The organism is Caballeronia zhejiangensis (assembly GCF_000698575.1).
In the GTDB taxonomy this organism is placed as follows: domain Bacteria; phylum Pseudomonadota; class Gammaproteobacteria; order Burkholderiales; family Burkholderiaceae; genus Caballeronia; species Caballeronia zhejiangensis.
This window is the reverse complement of sequence record NZ_JFHD01000007.1, coordinates 194,007-216,155: the sequence shown is the minus strand read 5'-3', so window position 1 is coordinate 216,155 and position 22,149 is coordinate 194,007. Positions and strand designations below refer to the sequence as shown.

19 protein-coding genes and 1 pseudogene are annotated in these 22,149 nt (G+C 64.1%); 9 read left to right on the top strand and 11 right to left on the bottom strand.

Translation table 11 applies throughout. From position 1 onward, the window contains the following. Nucleotides 1-14 precede the first annotated feature (14 nt). Together BG60_RS12915 and BG60_RS12910 are read left to right on the top strand one after the other, a co-directional pair. Nucleotides 15-836, top strand: a complete 822-nt coding sequence (locus BG60_RS12915) for an ROK family protein (protein ID WP_008353505.1) — start codon at nt 15-17, stop codon at nt 834-836. Continuing rightward, a complete protein-coding gene (locus tag BG60_RS12910) occupies nt 836-1,714 on the top strand; it encodes a Cof-type HAD-IIB family hydrolase (RefSeq protein WP_008353504.1) in 879 nt (292 codons plus the stop codon). The genes BG60_RS12915 and BG60_RS12910 overlap by 1 nt, the downstream gene beginning before the upstream one ends. Nucleotides 1,715-1,851: 137 nt before the next feature. Here the strand turns inward: BG60_RS12910 and infA are convergent, their stop codons facing one another. From infA to BG60_RS12880, 6 genes are all read right to left on the bottom strand, one after another. After that, on the bottom strand, nt 1,852-2,118 hold the full coding sequence (gene infA, locus BG60_RS12905; protein WP_006999277.1) for a translation initiation factor IF-1: 267 nt from the start codon (nt 2,116-2,118) through the stop codon (nt 1,852-1,854). Between the two features lie 476 nt (nt 2,119-2,594). Then, nucleotides 2,595-3,572: a magnesium/cobalt transporter CorA gene (gene corA / locus BG60_RS12900; RefSeq protein WP_008353501.1), complete on the bottom strand. Its 978-nt coding sequence runs from the start codon at nt 3,570-3,572 to the stop codon at nt 2,595-2,597. Between the two features lie 169 nt (nt 3,573-3,741). Then, nucleotides 3,742-4,176, bottom strand: coding sequence for a bactofilin family protein (locus BG60_RS12895; RefSeq protein ID WP_008353498.1), 435 nt, complete (start codon nt 4,174-4,176; stop codon nt 3,742-3,744). Nucleotides 4,177-4,236: 60 nt separating this feature from the next. After that, on the bottom strand, nt 4,237-4,602 hold the full coding sequence (locus BG60_RS12890) for a hypothetical protein (RefSeq protein WP_008353497.1): 366 nt from the start codon (nt 4,600-4,602) through the stop codon (nt 4,237-4,239). Then, the gene (locus BG60_RS12885) at nt 4,589-5,539 is read right to left on the bottom strand and encodes a M23 family metallopeptidase (RefSeq protein WP_008353496.1); all 951 of its coding nucleotides are present in this window, start codon (nt 5,537-5,539) and stop codon (nt 4,589-4,591) included. The genes BG60_RS12890 and BG60_RS12885 overlap by 14 nt, the downstream gene beginning before the upstream one ends. A gap of 292 nt (nt 5,540-5,831) precedes the next feature. Further along, complete coding sequence (locus BG60_RS12880; RefSeq protein WP_008353495.1) at nt 5,832-6,812, bottom strand: LysR family transcriptional regulator; 981 nt, start codon at nt 6,810-6,812, stop codon at nt 5,832-5,834. Between the two features lie 190 nt (nt 6,813-7,002). Between BG60_RS12880 and BG60_RS12875 the strand changes: the two genes are divergently transcribed. The 3 genes from BG60_RS12875 to BG60_RS12865 all read left to right on the top strand — a co-directional run bounded on the left by BG60_RS12875 (nt 7,003) and on the right by BG60_RS12865 (nt 10,066). After that, on the top strand, nt 7,003-8,535 hold the full coding sequence (locus BG60_RS12875; protein WP_008353494.1) for a CoA-acylating methylmalonate-semialdehyde dehydrogenase: 1,533 nt from the start codon (nt 7,003-7,005) through the stop codon (nt 8,533-8,535). A gap of 12 nt (nt 8,536-8,547) precedes the next feature. Next, the gene (gene mmsB, locus BG60_RS12870) at nt 8,548-9,441 is read left to right on the top strand and encodes a 3-hydroxyisobutyrate dehydrogenase (RefSeq protein ID WP_008353493.1); all 894 of its coding nucleotides are present in this window, start codon (nt 8,548-8,550) and stop codon (nt 9,439-9,441) included. A 268-nt stretch (nt 9,442-9,709) separates the two neighbouring features. Then, nucleotides 9,710-10,066 (top strand): hypothetical protein, encoded by a 357-nt coding sequence (locus tag BG60_RS12865; protein ID WP_033536128.1) that lies wholly within the window; start codon nt 9,710-9,712, stop codon nt 10,064-10,066. A 60-nt stretch (nt 10,067-10,126) separates the two neighbouring features. Here the strand turns inward: BG60_RS12865 and BG60_RS12860 are convergent, their stop codons facing one another. Together BG60_RS12860 and BG60_RS12855 are read right to left on the bottom strand one after the other, a co-directional pair. Next, a complete protein-coding gene (locus tag BG60_RS12860; protein ID WP_034471807.1) occupies nt 10,127-11,563 on the bottom strand; it encodes a dihydrolipoyl dehydrogenase in 1,437 nt (478 codons plus the stop codon). 14 nt (nt 11,564-11,577) lie between these two features. Beyond that, nucleotides 11,578-12,378, bottom strand: coding sequence for an SDR family oxidoreductase (locus tag BG60_RS12855; protein WP_008353489.1), 801 nt, complete (start codon nt 12,376-12,378; stop codon nt 11,578-11,580). A 115-nt stretch (nt 12,379-12,493) separates the two neighbouring features. Here BG60_RS12855 and BG60_RS12850 point away from each other — a divergent pair, with 115 nt between their 5' ends. Beyond that, nucleotides 12,494-13,912 carry a dienelactone hydrolase family protein gene (locus BG60_RS12850; protein WP_034471785.1) on the top strand — a complete coding sequence of 473 codons (1,419 nt, stop codon included), beginning with the start codon at nt 12,494-12,496 and terminating at the stop codon, nt 13,910-13,912. On the opposite strand, the gene glgA is transcribed toward BG60_RS12850, so the two are convergent. Then, the gene (glgA, locus tag BG60_RS12845; RefSeq protein ID WP_008353485.1) at nt 13,888-15,351 is read right to left on the bottom strand and encodes a glycogen synthase GlgA; all 1,464 of its coding nucleotides are present in this window, start codon (nt 15,349-15,351) and stop codon (nt 13,888-13,890) included. The genes BG60_RS12850 and glgA overlap by 25 nt on opposite strands. 43 nt (nt 15,352-15,394) lie before the next feature. Continuing rightward, the gene (gene glgC, locus BG60_RS12840) at nt 15,395-16,669 is read right to left on the bottom strand and encodes a glucose-1-phosphate adenylyltransferase (protein WP_008353483.1); all 1,275 of its coding nucleotides are present in this window, start codon (nt 16,667-16,669) and stop codon (nt 15,395-15,397) included. A gap of 483 nt (nt 16,670-17,152) precedes the next feature. Here glgC and pdxY point away from each other — a divergent pair, with 483 nt between their 5' ends. After that, the gene (pdxY, locus tag BG60_RS12835) at nt 17,153-18,034 is read left to right on the top strand and encodes a pyridoxal kinase PdxY (RefSeq protein WP_033536161.1); all 882 of its coding nucleotides are present in this window, start codon (nt 17,153-17,155) and stop codon (nt 18,032-18,034) included. On the opposite strand, the pseudogene BG60_RS39525 reads toward pdxY, so the two are convergent. After that, nucleotides 18,031-19,640: pseudogene (locus BG60_RS39525) on the bottom strand (IclR family transcriptional regulator). The gene pdxY and the pseudogene BG60_RS39525 overlap by 4 nt on opposite strands. Nucleotides 19,641-19,762: 122 nt before the next feature. Between BG60_RS39525 and BG60_RS12820 the strand changes: the two are divergent. Both BG60_RS12820 and BG60_RS12815 read left to right on the top strand, forming a co-directional pair. Then, nucleotides 19,763-20,722 (top strand): MBL fold metallo-hydrolase, encoded by a 960-nt coding sequence (locus tag BG60_RS12820; protein WP_008353481.1) that lies wholly within the window; start codon nt 19,763-19,765, stop codon nt 20,720-20,722. Between the two features lie 102 nt (nt 20,723-20,824). Then, on the top strand, nt 20,825-22,147 hold the full coding sequence (locus tag BG60_RS12815) for an MFS transporter (RefSeq protein WP_051996503.1): 1,323 nt from the start codon (nt 20,825-20,827) through the stop codon (nt 22,145-22,147). The last annotated feature ends 2 nt before the right edge of the window (nt 22,148-22,149 follow it).

Sequence of the window (22,149 nt, the reverse complement as noted above, 5' to 3'; positions counted from 1 at the left end):
AAAGGACAACGAGCGTGAGCACAGAATCAAGAGCCAAGCAGAAGACCCACGTCACGGCGGACAAACTCGCGATCAAGGCGGAACGCATTCTCGCGATCGATATCGGCGGGACCGGGTTGAAGGCGGCCATCATCTCGGCGGACGGTGAGATGAAGAGCGACCGCGTGCGCGTGGCGACGCCGCATCCGGCGAAGCCCGACGTGGTCGTGGAGACGCTCATCGAACTGATCGCGCCGATCGTCGCCGAGCCGCCGACGCACATTTCCATCGGCTTTCCGGGCGTCGTGCGCGATAACGTCGTGCTGACCGCGCCGAATCTCGGCACGCCCGCCTGGCGCGGCGTGCCGCTCGCGCAACTGATCGCCGAGCGCCTCGGCAACGTGCCCGCGCGCATGATCAACGACGCCGAGATGCAAGGGCTCGCGGCGATCGAAGGGCGCGGCATCGAAATGGTGCTGACGCTCGGTACGGGCGCGGGCACCGCGCTCTTTCGCGACGGCGAACTGATGCCGCATCTGGAGCTCGCGCATCATCCGGTCGCGAAGGACAAGACTTACGACGAGTACATCGGCAACGCGGCGCGCGAGAAGGCGGGCAAGAAGCGCTGGAGCCGGCGCGTGGAGAAGATCATCGGCATCCTGGCGACGCTGACGAACTACGACAGGCTGTGGATCGGCGGCGGCAACGCGGCGCATATCAAGTTCAAGCTGCCGGATAACGTCGCGGTCGTGTCGAATGCGGCGGGCATCGAAGGCGGCGCGCGGCTGTGGCATCCGCGCTCGGTGCGCGAGACGCGCCAGTTGCCGCATTTCAATCAGCGTGAAGGGGCGCACTGATGAACGCCAACAGCAAATACGGACTTCACAGCGTGAACGGCGACGCCGATGCGGCGTTCGCCGCGCTCGCCAAAGCGGAACTCGTCGTCACCGATTGCGACGGCACGCTGCTCTATACCGACAAGGCATTGGGCCAACCGGCGATTGACGCCGTGCGTCGCCTGAAGGAAGCGGGCGTGCGCTTTACCGTGGCGAGCAGCCGGCCGGGCAAGGGCATGAGGCATATCGTTGAGGCGCTCGACGTCGACATGCCTTACGCGTCGTACAACGGCGGCAGTCTCGTCAGGCCGGGCACGTGGGATTTGCTGTCGTCGCACAAGCTGCCGCGCGATGTCGTGCAGACATCGCTCGAAGCGCTCGCGTCGGCGAACGTCGACGCGTGGGTGTTCATCGACGACGCCTGGTATCTGACGAATCAAGAAGGCACCTACGTGCCGCTCGAAACGCGCACGGTCGGCTACGAAGGCGTGCTCGTCACGCGTTTCGACGATGTCGATCTCGGCGAGGTCGACAAGATCGTCGGCTCGACCGCCGATACGGCGCTGCTCGCGCGCGTCGAAAGCAGCGTGCAAAAGCAACTGGAAGGCCGCGGACACGCCGCGCGCTCGCAGACCTATTACCTCGATATCACGAGCCTGGAAGCGAACAAGGGCACTGCGGTACGCGAACTGGCGCAACTCGCGAACGTGCCGCTCGAACGCGTGGCCGTGCTCGGCGACATGGGCAACGATGTGGCGATGTTCGAGATCGCGGGCGTATCGATCGCGATGGGGCAGGCATCCGACAGCGTGCAGCGTCGCGCGAGCCTGGTCTCGAAGAGCAACGACGAGGACGGCTTCGCGGTCGGCATCGACGCGCTCTTGGCGGCGCGCGGCTGAAGGAAGAAGGGACATCGACGCGCTGCGCAGCCTTGACGGATGAGCGGCCGCGTCGAAGTTCAGAATGATCCGCGTGTTTGGTTCAAAAGCGCGCGCTGCGGATCAGGCTCACGCTCGTTACGGATGATGCAGGGAAATCAACGACGGCGCATCGGTGCGCGCGGGGCGCCGCCACCGGCACGCTCGTCCTTGTGACGGAAGTTGATGCGGCCCTTCGTCAGGTCGTACACCGACAGTTCCAGCGTTACGCGGTCGCCGGCCAGAATACGGATGTGATTCTTGCGCATGCGGCCCGAGGCGTAAGCGCCCACGACGACGCCGTTGTCCAGCGTCACGCGATAGCGGCTGTCGGGAAGCACTTCGTCAACGATACCGTCGAGTTCGATGAGTTCTTCTTTCGCCATATGGGGGCTCCTGTAATGAGTTGTAGTGGGTGCTGCCGCGCATCGCGCGAAAAACGCGCATTCGACGCCAACGAACCGTTCTGCGCCGCTGCCCGAAAGCGTCGTCGCTACGAATCGTAAGTGGCGATGCAAAGCGTGGCCTGGCGCGTCCATGCACGATAAACGTGCATGCGGGGCGCGCTGCGTCTCTATCTCAGGCTCGTCGTGAGCTTGACGGCATAGGCCGGACGACAGGGCGAACCGCGGATGCGGCGCGCCGTGGCCGGCATGACCGGGACGGCGACATCGGCAACAGCAGAGCCGATGTGCGGTTGAAACGGAAAAGCAACGTGTGCTGCGGAAGTGAGCGCTTCTGCCGTGCGCTTACGTCATGTGCGGTCGATAGGCCGATTTTGCAAGGCCAGATGACATTCTCTCGCAAATCGCTTGATTAGACAACGAATTTCGCCCGAAGGTTCCGAAAAGGAACATTCTTGCTACAGCCAGCCGGCCTTCTTGAAGCGCCAGTAGAGCACGACATCGACCACCAGCATGACCGCGAGACACGTCGGGTAGCCGTAGACCCAGTCGAGCTCGGGAATCGACTTGAAGTTCATGCCGTAGATGCCGGCGATCATCGTCGGCACGGCGAAGAGCGCGGCGAACGAGCCGAGGCGCTTGGTCACTTCGCTTTCCGCGAGCGCGATCAGACCGAGATTCACCTGGATCGCCGTGACGATCATTTCGCGCCGTCCTTCGATGGTCTTCACGATGCGCAGCAGGTGATCGTACACGTCGCGGAAATATTCCTGCATGCCGGAGCACACGCCGGGCGAGCGCCCGCCATACAGCTTGCTGACGGCTTCGAGCAGCGGCGCGGTGTGATGCTGCAGGATCGTCATGCGCCGCTTGAGCGAGTACAGATCCTCGATGATCTCGCGCGATTCCACCGAGCCTTTTTGCTCGAAGATGCGCTCTTCCACTTCGTCGACTTCCGCGCCGAGCGTCTCGAGCACGGGAAAGTATCGATCGACGACCGCATCGAGCAGCGCGTACATCACGAACGCGGGGCCGTGCTTGAGCAGATGCGGCTCGCGCTCGCAGCGCTTGCGCACCTCCTGAAAACCTTGCGTCGTGCGGTTGCGGACCGAAAGCACGTAGTTCGTGCCGACGAACACGTTCATTTCGCCGACGAGCACTTCGCCTTCTTCGTCGAATTCGACCGTATGAAAGACCGCGAACAGCGAGTCGCCGTATTCCTCGATCTTCGGCCGCTGATGACCGTGCTGCGCGTCTTCGACCGCCAGCTCGTGCAAGCCGAACTGCTGCGTCATGTGCGCGAGTTCGCCAGGACCAGGCTCTTTCAATGCAACCCAAATGAAAGAGTCGGGCAGATCGCGATAGGCGTTGATATCGTCGATCTCGACGTCCGCGAGCTTTCGGCCATTCTGATAAGCCGCGCAATTGACCAGCATGGGACGCCCTTTATCGTTATCTGGATATAACCGGCCACGTGTCGATGGACGCTCGAAGTCGCGTGATTTCGCCAGGGGCGCGAGCGCGTGGCCTTGATCCATCGAATCTTAGCCGGACACGCGCCCGGCTGCCAGCACGCGCGGATTCTCCGGCGCTCGTTGTCTGCCGTCAGTTCGAGACGAGGTCGATGTTGTATTCGGGCGGCGCCGGCAGACTCGGGACGTGCGCCGTCTGCGAATCGAACTTGGTGAGCTTGCCTTCGACCGTCGCGCCGATATCCATGCGCAACTGCTGATAGTAAATGTTGCCCAGCACGCGCGCGTTCGACTGAAGTTCGACGAAATGCGCGACGGTGACATCGCCCGTCACGCAGCCGTTGATGATGACGTTATAAGCGCTCACGTTGCCGCGAATCGCGCCCTGATCGCTCACGACGAGCAGCGTTTCTTCGCCCGGACGGCCGGCCACGTTGCCCGTGACCTGGCCGTCCATGCGCAGGCCTTCGCTGAACTCGAGATCGCCCGAGATATGCACGTTATGCGCGACGAGCGTCGCGAGCTTGGCCATCTTGATGCCGTTGGAATCCTTCTTCGATGAAAACATGTCGAGTCCTTGCGATGCGGTAAAGGGTTGCTGCACGAAGCCCGCGCTGACGCGTGCCGCTCAATTGGGTTTTTGCTGCTTCCTGAGGAAAGCGAGATCGGTCTGCAGACGCTGGATTTCGGCCGCGCTGTCCTTTACGCGGTCTTCCAGCGAGGTACGGCTCGCCATCTCCTGTTCGAGCGCGAGCTGAGCATGCGCGAGCTGCTCGCGCAGCTTTTGCTCGGAGACGGGTGGCGCGCAGAGCGCGTCGAGCTTGCGCACGTCTTCATGCGAGCGTTTGAGTGCGAAGCCTGCGGCGGCGAGCGCCGCGATCGCACACACGGCCGCGATCAGTCCGAGCCAGATGCCCGCGCCGCGCCTCGGCGTCAGCGAATAGGACTGGCGGGAGAGTTGCAGCGACAGCCGCTTCGAATCAACTTTGCGCATGCGACAAACGCCTGAAGAGCGCGAGATAGGGAGAAGGATTGATCTGAGCGCCGTCGACGATCACTTCGAAATGCAGATGCGGCCCCGTCGAGCGGCCGGTCGAGCCGACTTCCGCGATCACCTGTCCCGGCATCACGAATTCGCCGGTTTTCACGAAGATGCGCGACGCGTGTCCATAGCGCGTCACCATGCCGTCGCTGTGGCGGATGTCGACCGAAATGCCGTAGCCGTTGCGCTCGCCCGCCGCGATGACGCGTCCGCCCGCGCTGGCGAGAATCGGCGTGCCCGCCGGTCCGGCGAAGTCGATGCCGGGATGAAAGCTCAGACGCCCCGTGAACGGGTCCAGACGGTTGCCGTAAGGCGAGCCGCTGCGCAGGCCGGGTGCCGGATTGCGGCCGGGAAAGGCCATGTACGCGGCGTAGTGGGCGAGCGTTTGCGTCTGCAATTGCGAGACTTCGTCGTTCAGGCAATCGATGATCCGATGCGCGCTCTTCAAACGCTGCCGCGGCGCGCCCGCCGCCGCGCGGCCGATATCGCACAGGCGCGGCGGCAAGGCGGGGCCGCCCGCGCCGTCGAGCGACGTGGCTGGCTCTTCGCTGTCGGGCAGCGGCGGCACGTCATGCACGCCGGACGTGCCGCCCGCGCCGTGCGCGGCCTTCAGATGCGTGTCGAATTCGTGCAGCTCGCTGACTTGCGCGGACAGGCCTTCGACGCGCGGCGTCAGCTCGATCAGCGCGGCATTGATGCGGCCGAGCTCTTCGATCTCGTACGAGCGGCGCGACATCAGCGTCTGCTCCTCGCCGAGATGGCTGCGCGCGAACATGGTGCCGATCGCGATGCCGAGCGCAAGCGCGGCCACGAGAAGCGTAATGGCGCCGATGACCGCGATGGCGCGCGCCGTGCGGGCCTCGACGAAACGGATGCGCTGGCGGGACATGGACCGCCGTGACCAGATGACGAAAGCCATTAGCGCACGGCGCGGCCCGTCGGGGCAGCGGGAAAGAAACTAGAGGAAATCACGGGAATGGAGTGCGCCGCGCTCTCCACGGCAATGCAATGAAACTGGCCGGCGATTATGCCCGAGCTCGCGTGGGCGAGTGACGTTTCGGCAGGACATCGAAGCAAAATTCCACGAATTTATCGAGTCAAATTTTGTGATGTTCGCGGTGGCGTCACGCATACCACGTTCGGTCTCGAATCGCTGTCAAAAAGCGTGTCGCCGGTCAGGATCACTTGACATCGACCCAGGCCATCTGCGCGCCGTCTCCCATCAGGAAGCCGCGGTTCGCTTCGGCCGCCGCGCGCAGGTAGTCCCATACAGCCGTGATGCGCTTCAGCTTGCGCAAATCCTCGCGGCAGGACAGATAGAAGGCGCGCGTCACGACGATATGGTCGGGCAAGACCGGCACGAAGCGCGGATCGGGCGCGGTCATGAAGCACGGCAGGATCGCGAGCGCGCGGCCCTGCAGCGCGGCGAAGTACTGCGCAATCGCGCTCGTACTGCGCCAGCGCGACACCGCGCCCGGCACCGCGCGTTCGAGATACAGCAATTCGTAGCTGAACGCGAGATCGTCGATATAGCTTGCGAAACGATGATGACGCAGATCGTCGCTCGTGCGGATCGGTTCGTGCGCGTCGAGATAGTCGGCGGTCGCGTAGAGCTTGAGCCGGTAATCGCACAGCTTCGTATAAACGTATTGGCCCTGCTCGGGTCGTTCGAGCGTGACGGCGATATCCGCCTCGCGCTTCGACAGACTCACGAAATGCGGTACCGGCAGCAGATCGATGGAGATGTTCGGATGCGCGTCCTGAAAGCGCGCGAGTTGCGGCGCGAGAAAGAAGCAGCCGAAGCCTTCCGTCGAACCGACGCGAACGTGTCCGGACAGCGCGTGCCCCGTATTGGCGATCTGCTCGGTCGCGGACTGCACCGTCGTCTCGATCGAATCGACGTAACCGAGCAGGCGCTGGCCTTCGGCCGTCAGAATGAATCCGCCGCTGCGCGATTTGTCGAACAGAAGCGTGCCGAGCGCGTCCTCCAGCGCGCGAACGCGCCGCGCGACCGTCGTGTAATCGACGCCCAGACGCTTCGCCGCGCCGCTCGCGCGCTGCGTGCGCGCGACTTCCAGGAAGAAGCGCAGGTCGTCCCAGTTGAGGCGCCCGATATCGAGCTTGGCGCTTGGAATAACGTTTGGCATGGCGTTTTTTTGCATATCGATCGGGTGTTTTTCTAGTGCCATGATGGACTTTTGCATAACTATACTCAAGGAAACGAGCGTGCTGCACTGCGCGCCGATTTCTTATAAACGGAGACGACATGCCTTTTCCCTTCGGCGCCGCACCGGCGCTCCGTCCGCGCGTCTTCGTTCCCCTTCGTGACAACTCATCCAAAAGGAGTGACTCGTGAATATCGCTGCTGAACATCCGGCGCAGAGTGCGTCCGTCCGTACGGCCAAACTGCTGATCGACGGCCAGTTCGTCGATTCGAAGACGACGGAGTGGCGCGACATCGTCAATCCTGCGACGCAGGAAGTCGTCGGTCGCGTGCCGTTTGCGACGGTCGATGAAGTCAACGCCGCCGTTGCCGCCGCGCACAAGGCGTTTCAGACGTGGCGCACGACGCCGCTCGGCACGCGCATGCGTCTGATGCTCAAGTTTCAGGACCTCGTGCGCCAGAACCAGAAGCGCATCGCGCGGACGCTGACGGCGGAGCAGGGCAAGACGCTCGCCGATGCCGAAGGCGACATCTTTCGCGGTCTCGAAGTGGTCGAGCACGCGTGTTCGATTTCGACGCTGCAGCAGGGCGAATTCTCCGAAAACGTCGCGGGCGGCGTCGACACGTACACGCTACGGCAGCCGCTCGGCGTGTGCGCCGGCATCACGCCGTTCAATTTCCCCGCCATGATCCCGCTGTGGATGTTCCCGATGGCGATCGTCTGCGGTAACACGTTCGTACTGAAGCCGTCCGAACAGGATCCGCTCTCGACGATGGAACTCGTCGAACTCGCGCTCGAAGCGGGCGTGCCGGCGGGCGTGCTGAACGTCGTGCATGGCGGCAAGGAAGTCGTCGATGCGATCTGCACGCATCGCGATATCAAGGCGATTTCGTTCGTCGGGTCGACGGCCGTCGGCACGCACGTCTACAACCTCGCGAGCCAGCACGGCAAGCGCGTGCAGTCGATGATGGGCGCGAAGAATCACGCCGTCGTCCTGCCCGACGCCAACAAGGAGCAGACGCTCAACGCGCTCGCGGGCGCGGGCTTCGGCGCGGCGGGTCAGCGTTGCATGGCGACGTCGGTGGCCGTGTTCGTCGGGGCGTCGAAGGACTGGGTGCCGGAACTCGTCGAGAAAGCCAGGACGCTCAAGGTCAACGGCGGCACAGAGCCGAATACGGACGTCGGCCCGGTCGTGTCGAAAGCGGCAAAGGAGCGCATTCTCGGGCTCATCAGCAAGGGCGTGGAAGAGGGCGCGACGCTCGCGCTCGATGGCCGCGATATCGACGTGAAGGGCTACGAGAAGGGCAACTTCATCGGACCGACGATCTTCACGAACGTCGATACCGACATGTCGATCTACAAGACGGAAATCTTCGGCCCGGTGCTGTGCGTGCTGCAAGCCGATACGCTCGACGACGCCATCGCGCTCGTCAATCGCAATCCGATGGGCAACGGCGTCGGTCTCTTCACGCAAAGCGGCGCGGCGGCGCGCAAGTTCCAGAGCGAGATCGATATCGGTCAGGTCGGCATCAACATTCCGATTCCGGTGCCGGTGCCCGCGTTCAGCTTCACTGGCTCGCGCGGCTCGAAGCTCGGCGACCTCGGCCCGTACGGCAAGCAGGTCGTGCAGTTCTACACGCAGACGAAAACCGTCACCGCGCGCTGGTTCGACGACGCCACCGTGAACGACGGCGTCAACACGACCATCGCGCTTCGCTAAAGGGAGATGTCCATGCGAATCGGATTCATTGGTTTGGGTCACATGGGCGGTCCGATGGCCGCCAATCTCCTGAAGGCCGGCCACGCGGTGACGGCGTTCGATCTCGTCTCCGCCGCGCTCGATGCGGCGAAGGCGGCGGGCGCGACGCTCGCCGCATCGCCGCGCGCGGCGGCGCAAGGCGCGGAAGTCGTCATCACGATGCTGCCCGCCGCGCAGCATGTGAAGACGGTCTATCTGGGCGATGACGGCGTGCTCGCGGGCGTTGGGAAAGGCGTGCCGCTCGTCGACAGCAGCACGATCGATCCGGCGACCGCGAAGCTCATCGGCGAGGCGGCGGCGAACCAGGGCAACCCGTTCGCCGATGCCCCCGTTTCCGGCGGCGTCGTCGGCGCGCAGGCGGGCACGCTGACGTTCATGGTCGGCGCGGATGAAACGCTCTTCGAAACATTGCGTCCCGTCTTATCCGGCATGGGCAAGAACATGGTGCGATGCGGCGAAACCGGCACGGGCCAGATCGCGAAGATCTGCAATAACTTGCTGCTAGGGATTTCCATGATCGGCGTCGCCGAAGCGATGAAACTCGGCGAAACGCTCGGCATCGATCCGACGAAACTCGCGAGTATCGTCAATACATCGACTGGGCGTTGCTGGAGCTCGGATACGTGTAATCCCTATCCGGGCATCGTCGAAACCGCGCCGGCGTCGCGCGGTTATTCGGGCGGTTTTGGCGCTGATTTAATGCTCAAGGATCTCGGACTTGCCGTCGATGCAGCGCGCGCCGCGAAGCAGCCGGTATTCATGGGTGCGCTGGCACAACAGTTGTATCAGTCGATGAGCCAGCAAGGATTCGGCGGGCTCGATTTTTCGGGCATTATCAAGTTGTACGCGAAGAACTCTGGCGTTTGATACGGCTCGAACACTTTAGGAAATCGGCACGTATGCGCGTGCCGAATTTAGGGCCGGGAAATAACTGCTTTATTCAGTTGCACTGCACAACGAAGCGCGTAAAGCCTTATTGGATACGATCATCGGGAATACGATGATTCGCTTTCCAAAAAATTGTCCTATTCTGAAAGCACGACGCCCGTCTGCCGTTCGATCAGAACGCTCCGGTTTGCGCCACGGTGCAGGTAGAACGCCCGTCGTTTTCGGGCAATCAGATGAGGAGTACGCGATGCAAGTAACACGTCACTTAAATATGGAACTGCGGCACGCCACGGTGCCGACTTATGTAGCCAGCTATTTCTTCCCGTTGCTGCTATTGGCATACGAAGCTTGGCGAGTGGGGTCTTGGGTGGCGGTGAACGGCTTTAACTTTCTGAACTTCAACTCGATGGGTTACGAGTTCGCGTTGATGATTGCCGTGTTTTGCATGCAGGTCATCGTGGAAATCGCGTTCCTCGCGGGCGCCGTGCTGACGAAGCACAAGGACGTCGGACATAGACTGGCGAATTTGTCCTTGGGGCTTTTCTGTTCGCTCGTCGTGCTCGGGTTCGATCTCGCACTGCAATATGGTTTGAGCGGAAGCTGATCCTTGCTCTTTCCGACGATAAACGCCGGTTGCTTGCAACCGGCGTTCGTTTTTTTTGGATCAGCAACCCGCGGCGCTTGGTAATGCCGGCGGTGTTTCCGATCTTTCCTCGTAGCATTTTCTATCTGCATCTTTTAGCGCGGTGCGCAAGCCTTCTTCCACGACCGGATGATAGAAAGGCAGTTTGAGCGCTTCATCGAGCGTCAATTCCAGTTGCAGCGCCCACGCCAGCAGATGCCCGAGATGCTCCATCGCCGGGCCGCAGCCTTGCGCGCCGCGCAGCTTGCCGGTTTTCGCGTCGGCATAGACGTGCAGCAGGCCGCGATTCTGACGCATGACGCGGCTTCGTCCCTGATTCTCGAACGATGCTTCTCCTGTGACCGTCATCGGCTTGTCGAGATCGTCATACGATGCGCCGACGATCGCCACCTGCGGCTCGCAGAACACGATCGAGAACGGCACCTTGCGCTCGATCCGCTGCACGTCCGGAAAGCGCGCGGCGTTGTCGCCGGCGAGCTTGCCTTCGTCGGCGGCGTCGTGGAGCCACGGGCGTGCGCCGTCGCAATCGCCCGCGATGAAAATCGCGCTGTCGCCGCATTGCATCGTTGTTTCGTCGAAAAGCGGCGCGCCTTTTTCGTTCAGTTCGATGCCCGCGTTTTCCAGCGCGAGCGGCTTCAGATTCGGCGCGCGTCCGGTCGCGGCGAGCACGAGATCGAAGCGTTCGACGCGCGCCACGCCGTCCGGCGACGTGAAGCGCAGCGTCGGCTGGCCGCCCTCTAGCGACATGCCGTCGATTTTCGCGTCGGGATCGAAATAGAACTCGTCGGCGAGCGCGGCGATAAGCGCATCGCGCACCGGTTTGTCCATAATCGCTCCCGCGCTGCCGCCTTTGCCGAACATGAAAATTTCGATGCCGAGCCGCGCGAGCGCTTGCCCCAACTCGAGCGCGATCGGTCCCGCGCCGAACACGGCGATGCGCTTCGGCAACGTGCGCAGTTCGAAGAGATCGTCGCTCGTGATGAGTTTGTCGCCGAACACCTTCAGCTCGTCGGGCACGCTCGGCGCGGCGCCCGTCGCGATGACGACGCTTTTGGCCTCGACGCGCGTGTCGTCGCCCATCCGCAATCGCGTCGGCGCTTCGAAGCGCGCCTTGCCGCGCAGCAGCATGCCATCCGGCAGCGCTTTGATTTCGTCGAGTACGCCCTTGACGAAGTGATCGCGTTCGCGCCGCACGTAATCGAGCACGCGCGCGCGATCGGCTTCGAGCGCGTGCGTGCCTTCGATGCCGCGCGCGGCGAGCGAATGCGCGTCGTGCAAGCCGTTGGCCGCCGCGAGCAGCAGCTTCGACGGCATGCAGCCGACGCGCGCGCAGGTCGTGCCCGGTTCGCCGCCCTCGATCAGCACCGCGTTCGCGCCCGCGAGCCGCGCCGCGCGAAACGCGGCCATGCCGGCCGTGCCCGCGCCGATCACGGCGACGTCCACCTTGATTGGGTTCATTCCGTTGTCCGCCATCAGCCGTTATCCGCGAATCCCGGATAGAGCGTCATGCCGCCATCGACGAAAAGCGTCGTGCCGACGACGTAATCGCTATCGTCAGACGCAAGCCACACCGCCGCGCGCCCGATATCCTCGACCTCGCCGACGCGCCCATACGGAATCAGCGTCAGCAACTTGTCGAGCTTGTCCTGCGTATCCCAAGCGTCCTTGTTGATCGGGGTGCGGATTGCGCCGGGCGCGATGCCGTTCACGCGAATGCGCTGCGGCGCGACTTCCTGCGCGATCGTTTTCATCATCATCTGAATGCCGCCCTTGGACGCAGCGTAGTTCACGTGTCCCGCCCACGGAATGACCTCGTGCACGGAACTCATGCAGATGATCTTCCCGAGCGCCTTCGACACGTCGCGCATGCCGCGCCGCTCGAATTCGCGCACGGCGCGCTGCGCGGTGAGGAACTGGCCGGTGAGATTCGTTTCGATGACCGTCTTCCAGTCGTCGAGCGTGAGCGCGGTGAACTTCGCGTCCTTCTGCAAGCCCGAATTCGCGACGACGATATCGACCGTGCCGTAGCGCTTCACGACGGCATCGAACATCGCGTCGATCTGGGTTTCGTCGGAGACGTCCGCGCCGACCGCGAACGCTTTGCCGCCTTTCGCCGTGATCGCGGCGGCGAGCTTTTCGGCGGGTTCCGCGTGCGAGTGATAGTTGATGGCGACGTGCGCGCCCGCATCGGCGAGCGCGGTCGCGACGCCCGTGCCGATGCCCGAACTCGCGCCCGTCACGAGCGCAATCTGGCCTGCGAGGGGTTTATGCATATGCGCTCCTGCATTTGTATTAATTTGTGCCTTACGCAAATTGCGCGCCCGCCGGCGCAAGTTCGCGAACAGGAAACGCCGATAATGCGGCCTTTAGGCTACGCGCGCGGGAACCATGTTTCGACTGCAGCTATTTTTCGTCTTTCTGATGGCATTCCATCTATCGGACAGTCATGCAACCAGCGCCTACGACGCGTTGCGTGCGCCGGTTCCCGCATTGCCCGGCGAACGCGTCGTGCAAGTGCCGGTCGGCGAGCGCGGCGATACCGCGCAATTGCAGGTGACGATCGCGATGCCGGAGGGCGCGGGACCGTTTCCGCTCGCCGTCATCAATCATGGCGGTTACGGCAAGAAAACGAAGGCGACGATGCCACGCTTTCATCTCACCTATCTGGCGAACTACTTCATGTCGCGCGGCTACGCGGTTGCGCTGCCGATGATGCGCGGCTACGCGGGATCGACGGGCGAACTGCGCGCGCACGGGTGCGATCTGGCGGGGCTCGCGAACAAGGCGGCGGACGATATCGGCAAGGTCATCGCGTACATGCGTCAGCAGCCTGACGTCGACGGTTCGCGCGTCGTTGTCGCAGGAGAGAGCGCGGGCGGTTGGTACAGCCTCGCGTTCGGGGCGCGAAACGCGCCGGAAGTGAAGGGCGTCGTGAACTTCTACGGCGGCGTGCGCGTCGACGTATGCGCGTCGGACGACGCTGCGCTCATCCGCGACAGCGCGGCGCTCGGCGCGCGTGCGCACGTTCCGTCGCTGTGGCTGTACGGCGAGAACGATTCGTTCTTTCCGGCCGGCACCTGGCGGGAAATGTTCGCGCGCTACACGTCGGCGGGCGCGAACGCCGAACTTGCGAACTACGGCGCCTTCATGACCGATTCCCACAAGCTGCTGGGTTCATGGGAAGGCTTGCGCGTGTGGACGCCGAAACTCGATGCGTTCCTGAAGAAAATCGGCATGCCGTTCGCGTCGATTTACCCGGAGAACATGCCGATGGCGACGCCGCCCTCGAGCGGATACGCCGCCGTCGACGACATCGCCGCGGTGCCGTATCTCGGCAGCGAGGGCATGCGCGCGCTGTATCGGAAGTTCCTCTCGAAGCCGATTCCGCGCGCGTTTGCAATCGGACCGAACGGCGGCGCGGCGGCGCACGGCGGCTTCGATCCGTTGACGCAGGCCCTGCGCGACTGTGCGGCGCTCACGGCCGATTGCCGTCTCTATGCGTACGACGATCAGGTGGTCTGGACGCGCTCGGGCCCGCCCGCGACCGGTTTCGCCGCGCTTGCCGATGCGAGCGCCGTGCCGTTCATCGACGCCGCCGGTCGCAAGGGCTACGACGCGTTTCTGAAGTTGCCGCGTCCGCGCGCTTTCGTGATCGCGCCGGATGGCGCGTGGTCGATCGCGGCACTCGGGCCGGACCCGATCGCATCGGCGATCGCGCATTGCAGTCGCAAGCATCGCGGCTGCGCGCTCTACGCGGTGGATGGCGACGTCGTCTGGACGGCTCAGCCGCCCGTCAAATCCCGATAAACCTCCGCGTACTTGAGCGCGGCGTCTTCCCAGCCGAAGCTCCGGCCCATCGCGCGCTTGACGACGGCCTTCCACTCCGTGCGACGCGCCTTGAGCGCGAACGCGCGCCGGATCGCGCCGACGATGCCCGCGCGATCGAAAGTATCGAAGACGAAGCCGGTCGCGAGATCCTCGGCGAGATTTTCGAGCGATGAATCGACGACGGTATCCGCGAGCCCGCCCACGCGATGCACGAGCGGCAGCGAGCCGTACGCGAGCGCGTAGAGCTGCGTGAGCCCGCACGGCTCGAAGCGCGACGGCACCATCACGACGTCGCTGCCCGCGATGATCGAATGCGAAAGCGTCTCGTCGAAGCCGAGTTCGACCGCGACCGCGCCCGGATGCGCCGCCGCCGCGTTCTTCATGCCGGTTTCGAGCGCCGGGTCGCCGGTGCCGAGCACGACGAGCTGGCCGCCGCGCTGGACGATATCGGGCACGGCCGAAAGCAGCAGGTCGAGTCCTTTCTGCTCCGTCAGACGGCTGACGACGCCGAAGAGCAGGGCGTCGTCGTCCTTCGCGAGACCCATGCGCTCCTGCAGCGCCGTCTTGCATTTCGACTTGCCGCCGATCTTCGCCTGCGTGTATTTCGACGCGATGGATTCATCGGCGGTCGGGCTCCAGATCGAATAATCGACGCCGTTCAGAATCCCGGTGATGTCGTGCGTGCGCGTCTGCAGGAGACCGTGCAGTCCGGCGCCTTGCGCCTGCGTCTGGATTTCGCGCGCGTAGGTCGGGCTGACGGTAGTGATGCGATCGGCGAAATAAAGCCCCGCCTTGAGAAACGAGACGTGGCCGTAGAATTCGACGCCTTCCACCGCGTAGAAATCGCCGGGCAATTGCAGCGCGCCGAATTCCGAAGCCGGAAACGTGCCTTGATACGCCAGGTTGTGCACCGTCATCACAGTGCCGACCCGCGCCGCGCCGCCGCGCTCGAACGCGCGCAGATACGCCGGCGCAAGTCCCGCATGCCAGTCGTGAGCGTGGACGATATGCGGCTTCCATGCCGGGTCCACGCCCGTCGCGATGCGCGCCGCCGCCCAGCCGAGCAGCGCGAAGCGGCGATCGTTATCGGCATAGGGACGATTCGTCGCATCCATATACGGATTGCCCGGACGATCGTAGAACTGATCGGCGCGCACCACATACACGACGATGCCGTGCGGCTGCAGCACGCCGCGCTCGAGGCGGATATTGCCCGCGCCGAACGCGCTGCCGAGATCGGCCACGGGCTGAAGATCGTCGAGACCCGCGAGCACGGCGGGAAAGCCCGGCAGCACGACGCGCGCGTTCGTGCCCAGTTGCGATTGCGCGGGCGGCAACGCGCCGACCACATCGGCGAGGCCGCCGGTTTTCAACAGCGGAAACATTTCTGCTGCGGCATGCAGCACGCATACGGTCATCGGCACTCCCGTCGATTGGTTTTTATTGGCCGGCGCGCGGCGTCTAACGCTGTCCGAGCCGCGCCAGCGCGTCGCGTGTGATGAGCGTGACGCCGGACTCCGTGCGGAAGAAACGCGCGGCATCGTCGTCCGGATCCTCGCCGACCACGAGACCTTCGGGCACCGTGCAGCCGCGGTCGATCACGACCTTCTGCAAACGGCAACTCGGCCCGATGGTCACTTGCGGCAACAAGACTGCCTCATTGATGTTACAGAACGAGTGGACCCGCACCGCCGACGAAAACACCGACTTCGACACCTGCGATCCCGAGATCACGCAGCCGCCGCACACGAGCAGATTGGTGATCGCGCCTTGCTGCCCGTTCAGGTCGCGTACGAACTTGCCGGGCGGCAACTGCTCCTGATTCGTCCAGATCGGCCATTTGCGGTCGTACAAATCGAGCTCCGGAATCGTCGATGCGAGATCGAGATTCGCGGACCAGTACGCATCGACGGTGCCGACATCGCGCCAGTACGCGGGCGCTTCCGGATCGCTGCTCGACGTCACGCACGACATGCTGAACGGATGCGCGATCGCCTTGCCGGTCGTCACGACGCGCGGAATGATGTCCTTGCCGAAATCGTGATCCGTGTTCGACGTCTCGATGTTTTCCTGCAGCAGGTCATACAAATACTTCGCGCTGAACACGTAGATGCCCATGCTCGCGAGCGCGATGTCGGGCTTGCCGGGCATCGCGGGCGGATCGGCGGGCTTTTCCAGGAAATCGGTGACGCGGCGGTTTTCATCGACGTGCATCACGCCGAACGCGACCGCATCCATGCGCGGCACCTCGATGCAGCCGACCGTGCAGTCCGCGCCGCTTTCCACATGGTCGAGCACCATGCGCGTGTAATCCATCTTGTAGATGTGATCGCCCGCCAGCACGATGACGAACTCCGGCCCGATCGAGCGGACGATATCGAGGTTCTGATAGACCGCGTCGGCGGTGCCGCGATACCAGCTCGAATCCACGCGCTGCTGCGCCGGCCAGATATCGATGAACTCGTTGAACTCGCCGCGCAGGAAACCCCAGCCGCGCTGCAGATGGCGGATGAGCGAATGCGCCTTGTATTGCGTGACGACCGCGATGCGGCGGATGCCGGAATTGAGGCAGTTGGACAGCGCGAAGTCGATGATGCGGTACTTGCCGCCGAAGTGGACGGCCGGCTTCACGCGCTTGTCGGTGAGCGGACCGAGCCGGGTGCCGCGCCCGCCGGCGAGGACGATTGCGAGGGTCGACTTCTGCAAATCGGTGCGATTCTTAGCCAGCATCTCCATGTCAGCCTCCTGATTTGACCTGCGACTATTGATGTTCGATGTCTTGCCGTGTGTGCGTCCTCGTATGCTTTTGTTGGTATCTGTCGATGGAGCATTATCCGGCGCGCATTCGAATTCGTGTGCTGAAGTCGCCCGTTTTTTTCGCCGGGCGATGCGGACCGTTTCGCCGTCCGCATCGAGCAATGCGTGTGCCGAACGCGCACGAGCGTGCTGCGGTGTTGCAGACGCGCGACCTTTGGACTTCCTGTCGATCGCATCGCTCGACAAAACGCGTCCGCGCAATTTATAACGGGCACGCCATGCCGCAGTGCGTCGAGGCACGGCACAATATGAAGGTTGCACTGCCCGCGCACGGCGTCCGCGGGCGTGCTTCCGAAACCATCGTCGCGTTGCGTTGCGTTGCGTTGCGCTGCACGGCGCTGGCGCGCGACGAGCGTTTCGACGTTTCATCCGACCGGACACGATCAATCGGGAAAGCAGAACATGAACAACGTCCTGAGCATTCAATCGCATGTGGTGTTCGGCCATGCGGGCAACAGCGCGGCGGTTTTTCCCATGCGGCGACTCGGCGTGAACGTCTGGCCGCTCAACACCGTGCAGTTTTCCAATCACACGCAGTACGGCCGCTGGACAGGCAGCGCCTTCGATGCCGACGAATTGCAGAACGTCATCGAAGGCATCGGCGCGATCGGTGTGCTCGGGCGCTGCAACGCGGTGCTCTCCGGTTATCTCGGCGCGCCGGAGCAGGGCCGCGCGGTCGTCGAAATCGTGAAGATGGTGAAGGCGGTGAATCCGCGCGCGCTTTATTTTTGCGATCCGGTCATGGGTCAGACGGGCGGCTGCACGGTCGCGGCCGGCATCGAGGATTTCCTCGTTACGACGATGCCCGGAATCGCCGATGCGATCATGCCCAATCACGTCGAGCTGGAAAAGCTCGTCGGGCGTCCGATCGAGACGGTCGAGGAAGCCGTCGACGCATGCCGCGAAGTGATCGCGCGCGGGCCGCGCATCGTGCTGGTGAAGCATCTGCTCGATCGCAACAGCCGCGCCGACACCTTCAATATGCTCGCCGTCACGCCCGGCGAGGCGTGGTTCGCGCAGCGCCCGCTGTATCCGTTCGCGCGCCAGCCGGTGGGCGTCGGCGATCTGACGAGCGCGGTCTTCGTCGCGCGCACCTTGCAGGGCGACTCGCTGCGCACCGCGCTCGAGCACACGCTCGCGGCGGTCAATGCCGTCGTCAAGGCAACGTACGATGCCGGGCGTTACGAACTGGAGATCGTCGCATCGCAGGACGAGATCGCGAAGCCGACCGACCGTTTCCCCGCGATCCGCGTGACCGGCACGGAGATGGTCAAGGGCGGCTAGCTCGCGTCCATCAGACCGAAACGCCACGAAAGGCGCCGCGTCGCGGAAAGCAGCGCGCGGGCGAGCGGGCCGTCCGCGGCGCTGTCGAAGCCCCCCGACGAACCGATCAACGCGATCACGAGGCACACGCTGCCGGTGTGATCGAACACGGGCGCGGCCAGCGTATGGATGCCGGGCACCGGCGCGCCGAGCGCGGTATCGAGGCCGCGTTTGCGGATGTCGTCGAGCCGTGCGCGATACGCGGCGTCGCTTCCCGCAGCCGCTTGCGCGCCCGCGAGGCGGATGGCGTCCTGCGTCATCAGGCTCGCGAGCATGTCGGCGGGAAGGTGCGCGGCGTACACCCGCCCGATGGCGGTGTTGACGAGCGACATCACCGTGCCGACGCGCAAGCTCACATGCTGCGGCCGCGCCGATTCCTCCAGCCGGATCACGGTCGGGCCGAGCGGTCCGAGCGCGGCGGCGGCGACCGTCATCGACGTGCTCGCGGCGAGCGCGACGATCTCGGCTTCGGCATCGCGGATCGGCGAAAGGCGCTGCAGCGCGATCAGCCCGAGCTCGCGGCTCAGCGGGCCGGCGTGGAATAGCCCGGCGTCGTCGCGCGCGAGCAGGCCGACCTTCACCAGACTCACCAGATGCGCGAACGCCTTCGCGGGCGGCATGCCGGCCGCGGCCGCGAGGTCGCGCAGCGTGAGCGGCTCGCCGGCGGCGACCAGCGCGCGCAGCAGATCGCCGGTCGCGTCGAGCGCGTTGATGCCGCGCTGCGGCTTCGTGTCCTCGTCGAAGATCGTCATGAAAGCAGTCCGGAAATGTCGCGCGCGGCATCCTTCAGCGCGTGCGCGAGCGGGCCGTCCCACGCGACGTCGGCGAGGCCGGTCGGTCCGATCGCCGTCAGTGCGAGCTGCATCCGATGCGCGCCGTCGAACACCGGCACGCTCATGCTGCTCACGCCGGGACTCGGCGCATCGACGCTGCGTTCGATGCCGCGCGCGCGAATCGCTTCGATGCACGCGGCCATCTCCGGCGCATCGGCTTCGTCCTGATGCGCGAGCATCGCGGCGACGCGGGTGTCGTCGTCGAACGCGCGGAACACGCGGCCCGTGGACGTCGCCGAGAGCGACATCACCGTGCCCACGTGCAGATTCACATGCAGCGGATAGCCGCCGCGCTCGTAACGCACGATCGTCGGCCCTTGCGGCCCGGCGACGCTCACCGCGACGCTCATGCCTGTCGCGAGCGCCAGCGCCGACACGCGCGGCGCGGCGGCCCGATACGCCGGCTGATGCTCGAGATTCAACAGGCCGAGCCTGAGCGAGAGCGGCCCCGGCTCGTAATTGCCGGTGAGCGCGTCGCGCTTGACGAGACCGAGCCGCGTCAAGCTCACGAGGTACGTGTGGGCCTGCGCGGTCGACAGTTCGGCCGCTTCGGCCAGCGCGCTCAACGCAAGCGGCTCGCGGCGCGCGGCGAGCGCATCGAGCAGACGCGCGCCGACTTCGACGCTCTGGATGCCGCGCTGTTTCTTTTCTTCGCCGATTTCGGAACGAGCCAAAAGCACTCCGCGATCTATAAAGGATGAACGAACCGCAGATGTTAGCCGAGCAGGAATCATCCGATGAAGCGATTCGGTACTTACCCGTAATTTGCAAATAGCAAGTATGCTTGCTGTTGACAAACAACGGCATCACGCCGATCATCCACCCATCCCCACGAGAATGGAAGCGAGACACGACCATGGCAAAAGCATTCGCATCGCAGGCCGATCTGGAAGAGAAGAAGATCACGTTCACGCAACTCTCCGAGAACGCATACGCGTACACGGCGGAAGGCGATCCCAACTCGGGCGTGATCATCGGCGACGACGGCGTGCTCATCGTCGATACGACCGCCACGCCCGCGATGGCGCAGGATCTCATCGCGAAAATCCGCAGCGTCACCGACAAGCCGATCAAGTACATCGTGCTGTCGCACTATCACGCGGTGCGCGTGCTCGGCGCGTCGGCGTATTTCGCGGAAGGCGCGCAGCAGGTCATCGCGAGCCGCGGCACGTATGAAATGATCGTCGAGCGCGGCGAGCAGGACATGAAATCGGAGATCGAGCGCTTTCCGCGCCTTTTCGCCGGTGTCGAGACGGTGCCGGGCCTGACGTGGCCGACGCTCGTCTTCGAGAAGGAAATCACGCTGTATCTCGGCAAGCTCGAAGTGAAGATCGCGCATCTCGGCGCGGGTCACACGAAGGGCGATACGGTCGTCTGGCTGCCGTCGCAGAAAGTGCTGTTTTCGGGCGATCTCGTCGAGTACGACGCCGCCTGTTACTGCGGCGATGCCCAACTCGAAGAATGGCCCGCGACGCTCGAAGCGCTGCGCGCGCTGAAGGCCGACAAACTCGTGCCGGGACGCGGCCCGGCGCTGCTCTCGCCGGCGGAAGTCGACAAGGGCCTCGATTACACGAAGGACTTCGTCACGACGCTCTTGCAGGCGGGCCGCGAGGCCGTCGCCGAGAAACTCGACCTGAAGGGATCGATGGCGCTGACGCGCAAGGCGATGGATCCGAAATTCGGTCACGTCTTCATCTACGAGCACTGCCTGCCGTTCGACGTCTCGCGCGCTTACGACGAAGCGAGCGGCATCAAGCATCCGCGTATCTGGACGGCCCAGCGCGACCAGGAAATGTGGGCCGCATTGCAGGACTGACCGCCGTTTCTTGCGGCGCGCACTGACGCGCCGCTTCTCCCTCTCTCAAGGCAAAAGGCGCGCGCAAGACGCCGGCCTCATTACGCCCATCTGGAGCGAGACATGTCGAAGTCGATCAGCACGGCGGCGCTTGAGCCCAGCGCCGTCGCGGATGCGCACGCCCAATCGGACGACGCGCTGTTCCGCAAAATCGCGTGGCGCATCATTCCGTTTCTGTTCCTGTGCTACGTCGTGTCGTTTCTGGACCGCATCAACATCGGCTTCGCGCAATTGCAGATGAAGCACGATCTCGGCTTCTCCGATGCAATGTACGGCCTCGGCGCCGCCGTGTTTTATGTCGGCTACGTGCTTTTCGAAGTGCCGAGCAATCTGCTGCTCGCGAAGTTCGGCGCGCGCCGCACGTTCACGCGGATCATGCTGCTGTGGGGCGCGGCGTCGGTCGGAATGATGTTCGTATCGACGCCCGGCCATTTCTATCTGCTGCGCTTTCTGCTCGGCGTGTTCGAAGCGGGTTTCTTTCCGGGCATCGTGCTTTATCTGACGTACTGGTTTCCGCCGAAACGGCGGGCGGGCGTGATGTCGGTGTTCTTCGCGGGCGTGGCCGTCGCGGGCGTGTTCGGCGGACTCGTGTCCGGCTGGATCATGCGCGACATGGCCGGCGTGATGGGCCTGCACGGCTGGCAGTGGATGTTCGCGATCGAGGGCGCGCCCGCGGTGCTGCTCGGTCTTATCGCGTTGCGCCTGCTGGTGGACACGCCGCGCGATGCGCAATGGCTCACGCAAACGGAGCAGGATCGGCTCACGGCACTCTGCGCGACCGGCCATCACGAGAAGCACGATAACAGCGGCATGCTCGACGCGCTGCGCAATCCGCGCGTCTATCTCTTCGCGTTCATCTATTTCTCGCTGACGTGCGCGTCGCTGACGCTGAGCTTCTGGATGCCGCTGATGATCCGCGACTTCGGCATCACCGATGTCATGTCGGTCAGCCTCTACACCGTCGTGCTGAACGCGATCGGCGCGGTGGGTCTGATTCTGATCGCGCGCCATTCGGATCGCGTCGCCGAGCGGCGCAAGCACTTCGCGTGCTGCACGATCGGCGGCGGCGTCGCGCTCGCGGCCCTCACGCTGCATTTTCCGAGCTTCCCGCTGATGCTCGCGATTCTCTCGCTCGCCGCGACGCTGATTTTCGCCGCGCTGCCGATCTTCTGGGCCGTGCCCGCCAGCCATCTGCCGGGCAAGAGCGCGGCGGCGGGCATCGCTTTCATCAGCAGTATCGGCATCACGAGCGGGATCGTGAGTCCGTGGGTGATCGGCCAGATCCGCACCTCGACGGGCAGCATGGATCTCGCCGTGCATCTGCTTTCGTTGCTGCTCTTCGCGAGCGGCGCCGCGCTGTTTTTCGGGCTGCGGCGCGGCAAGTGAGC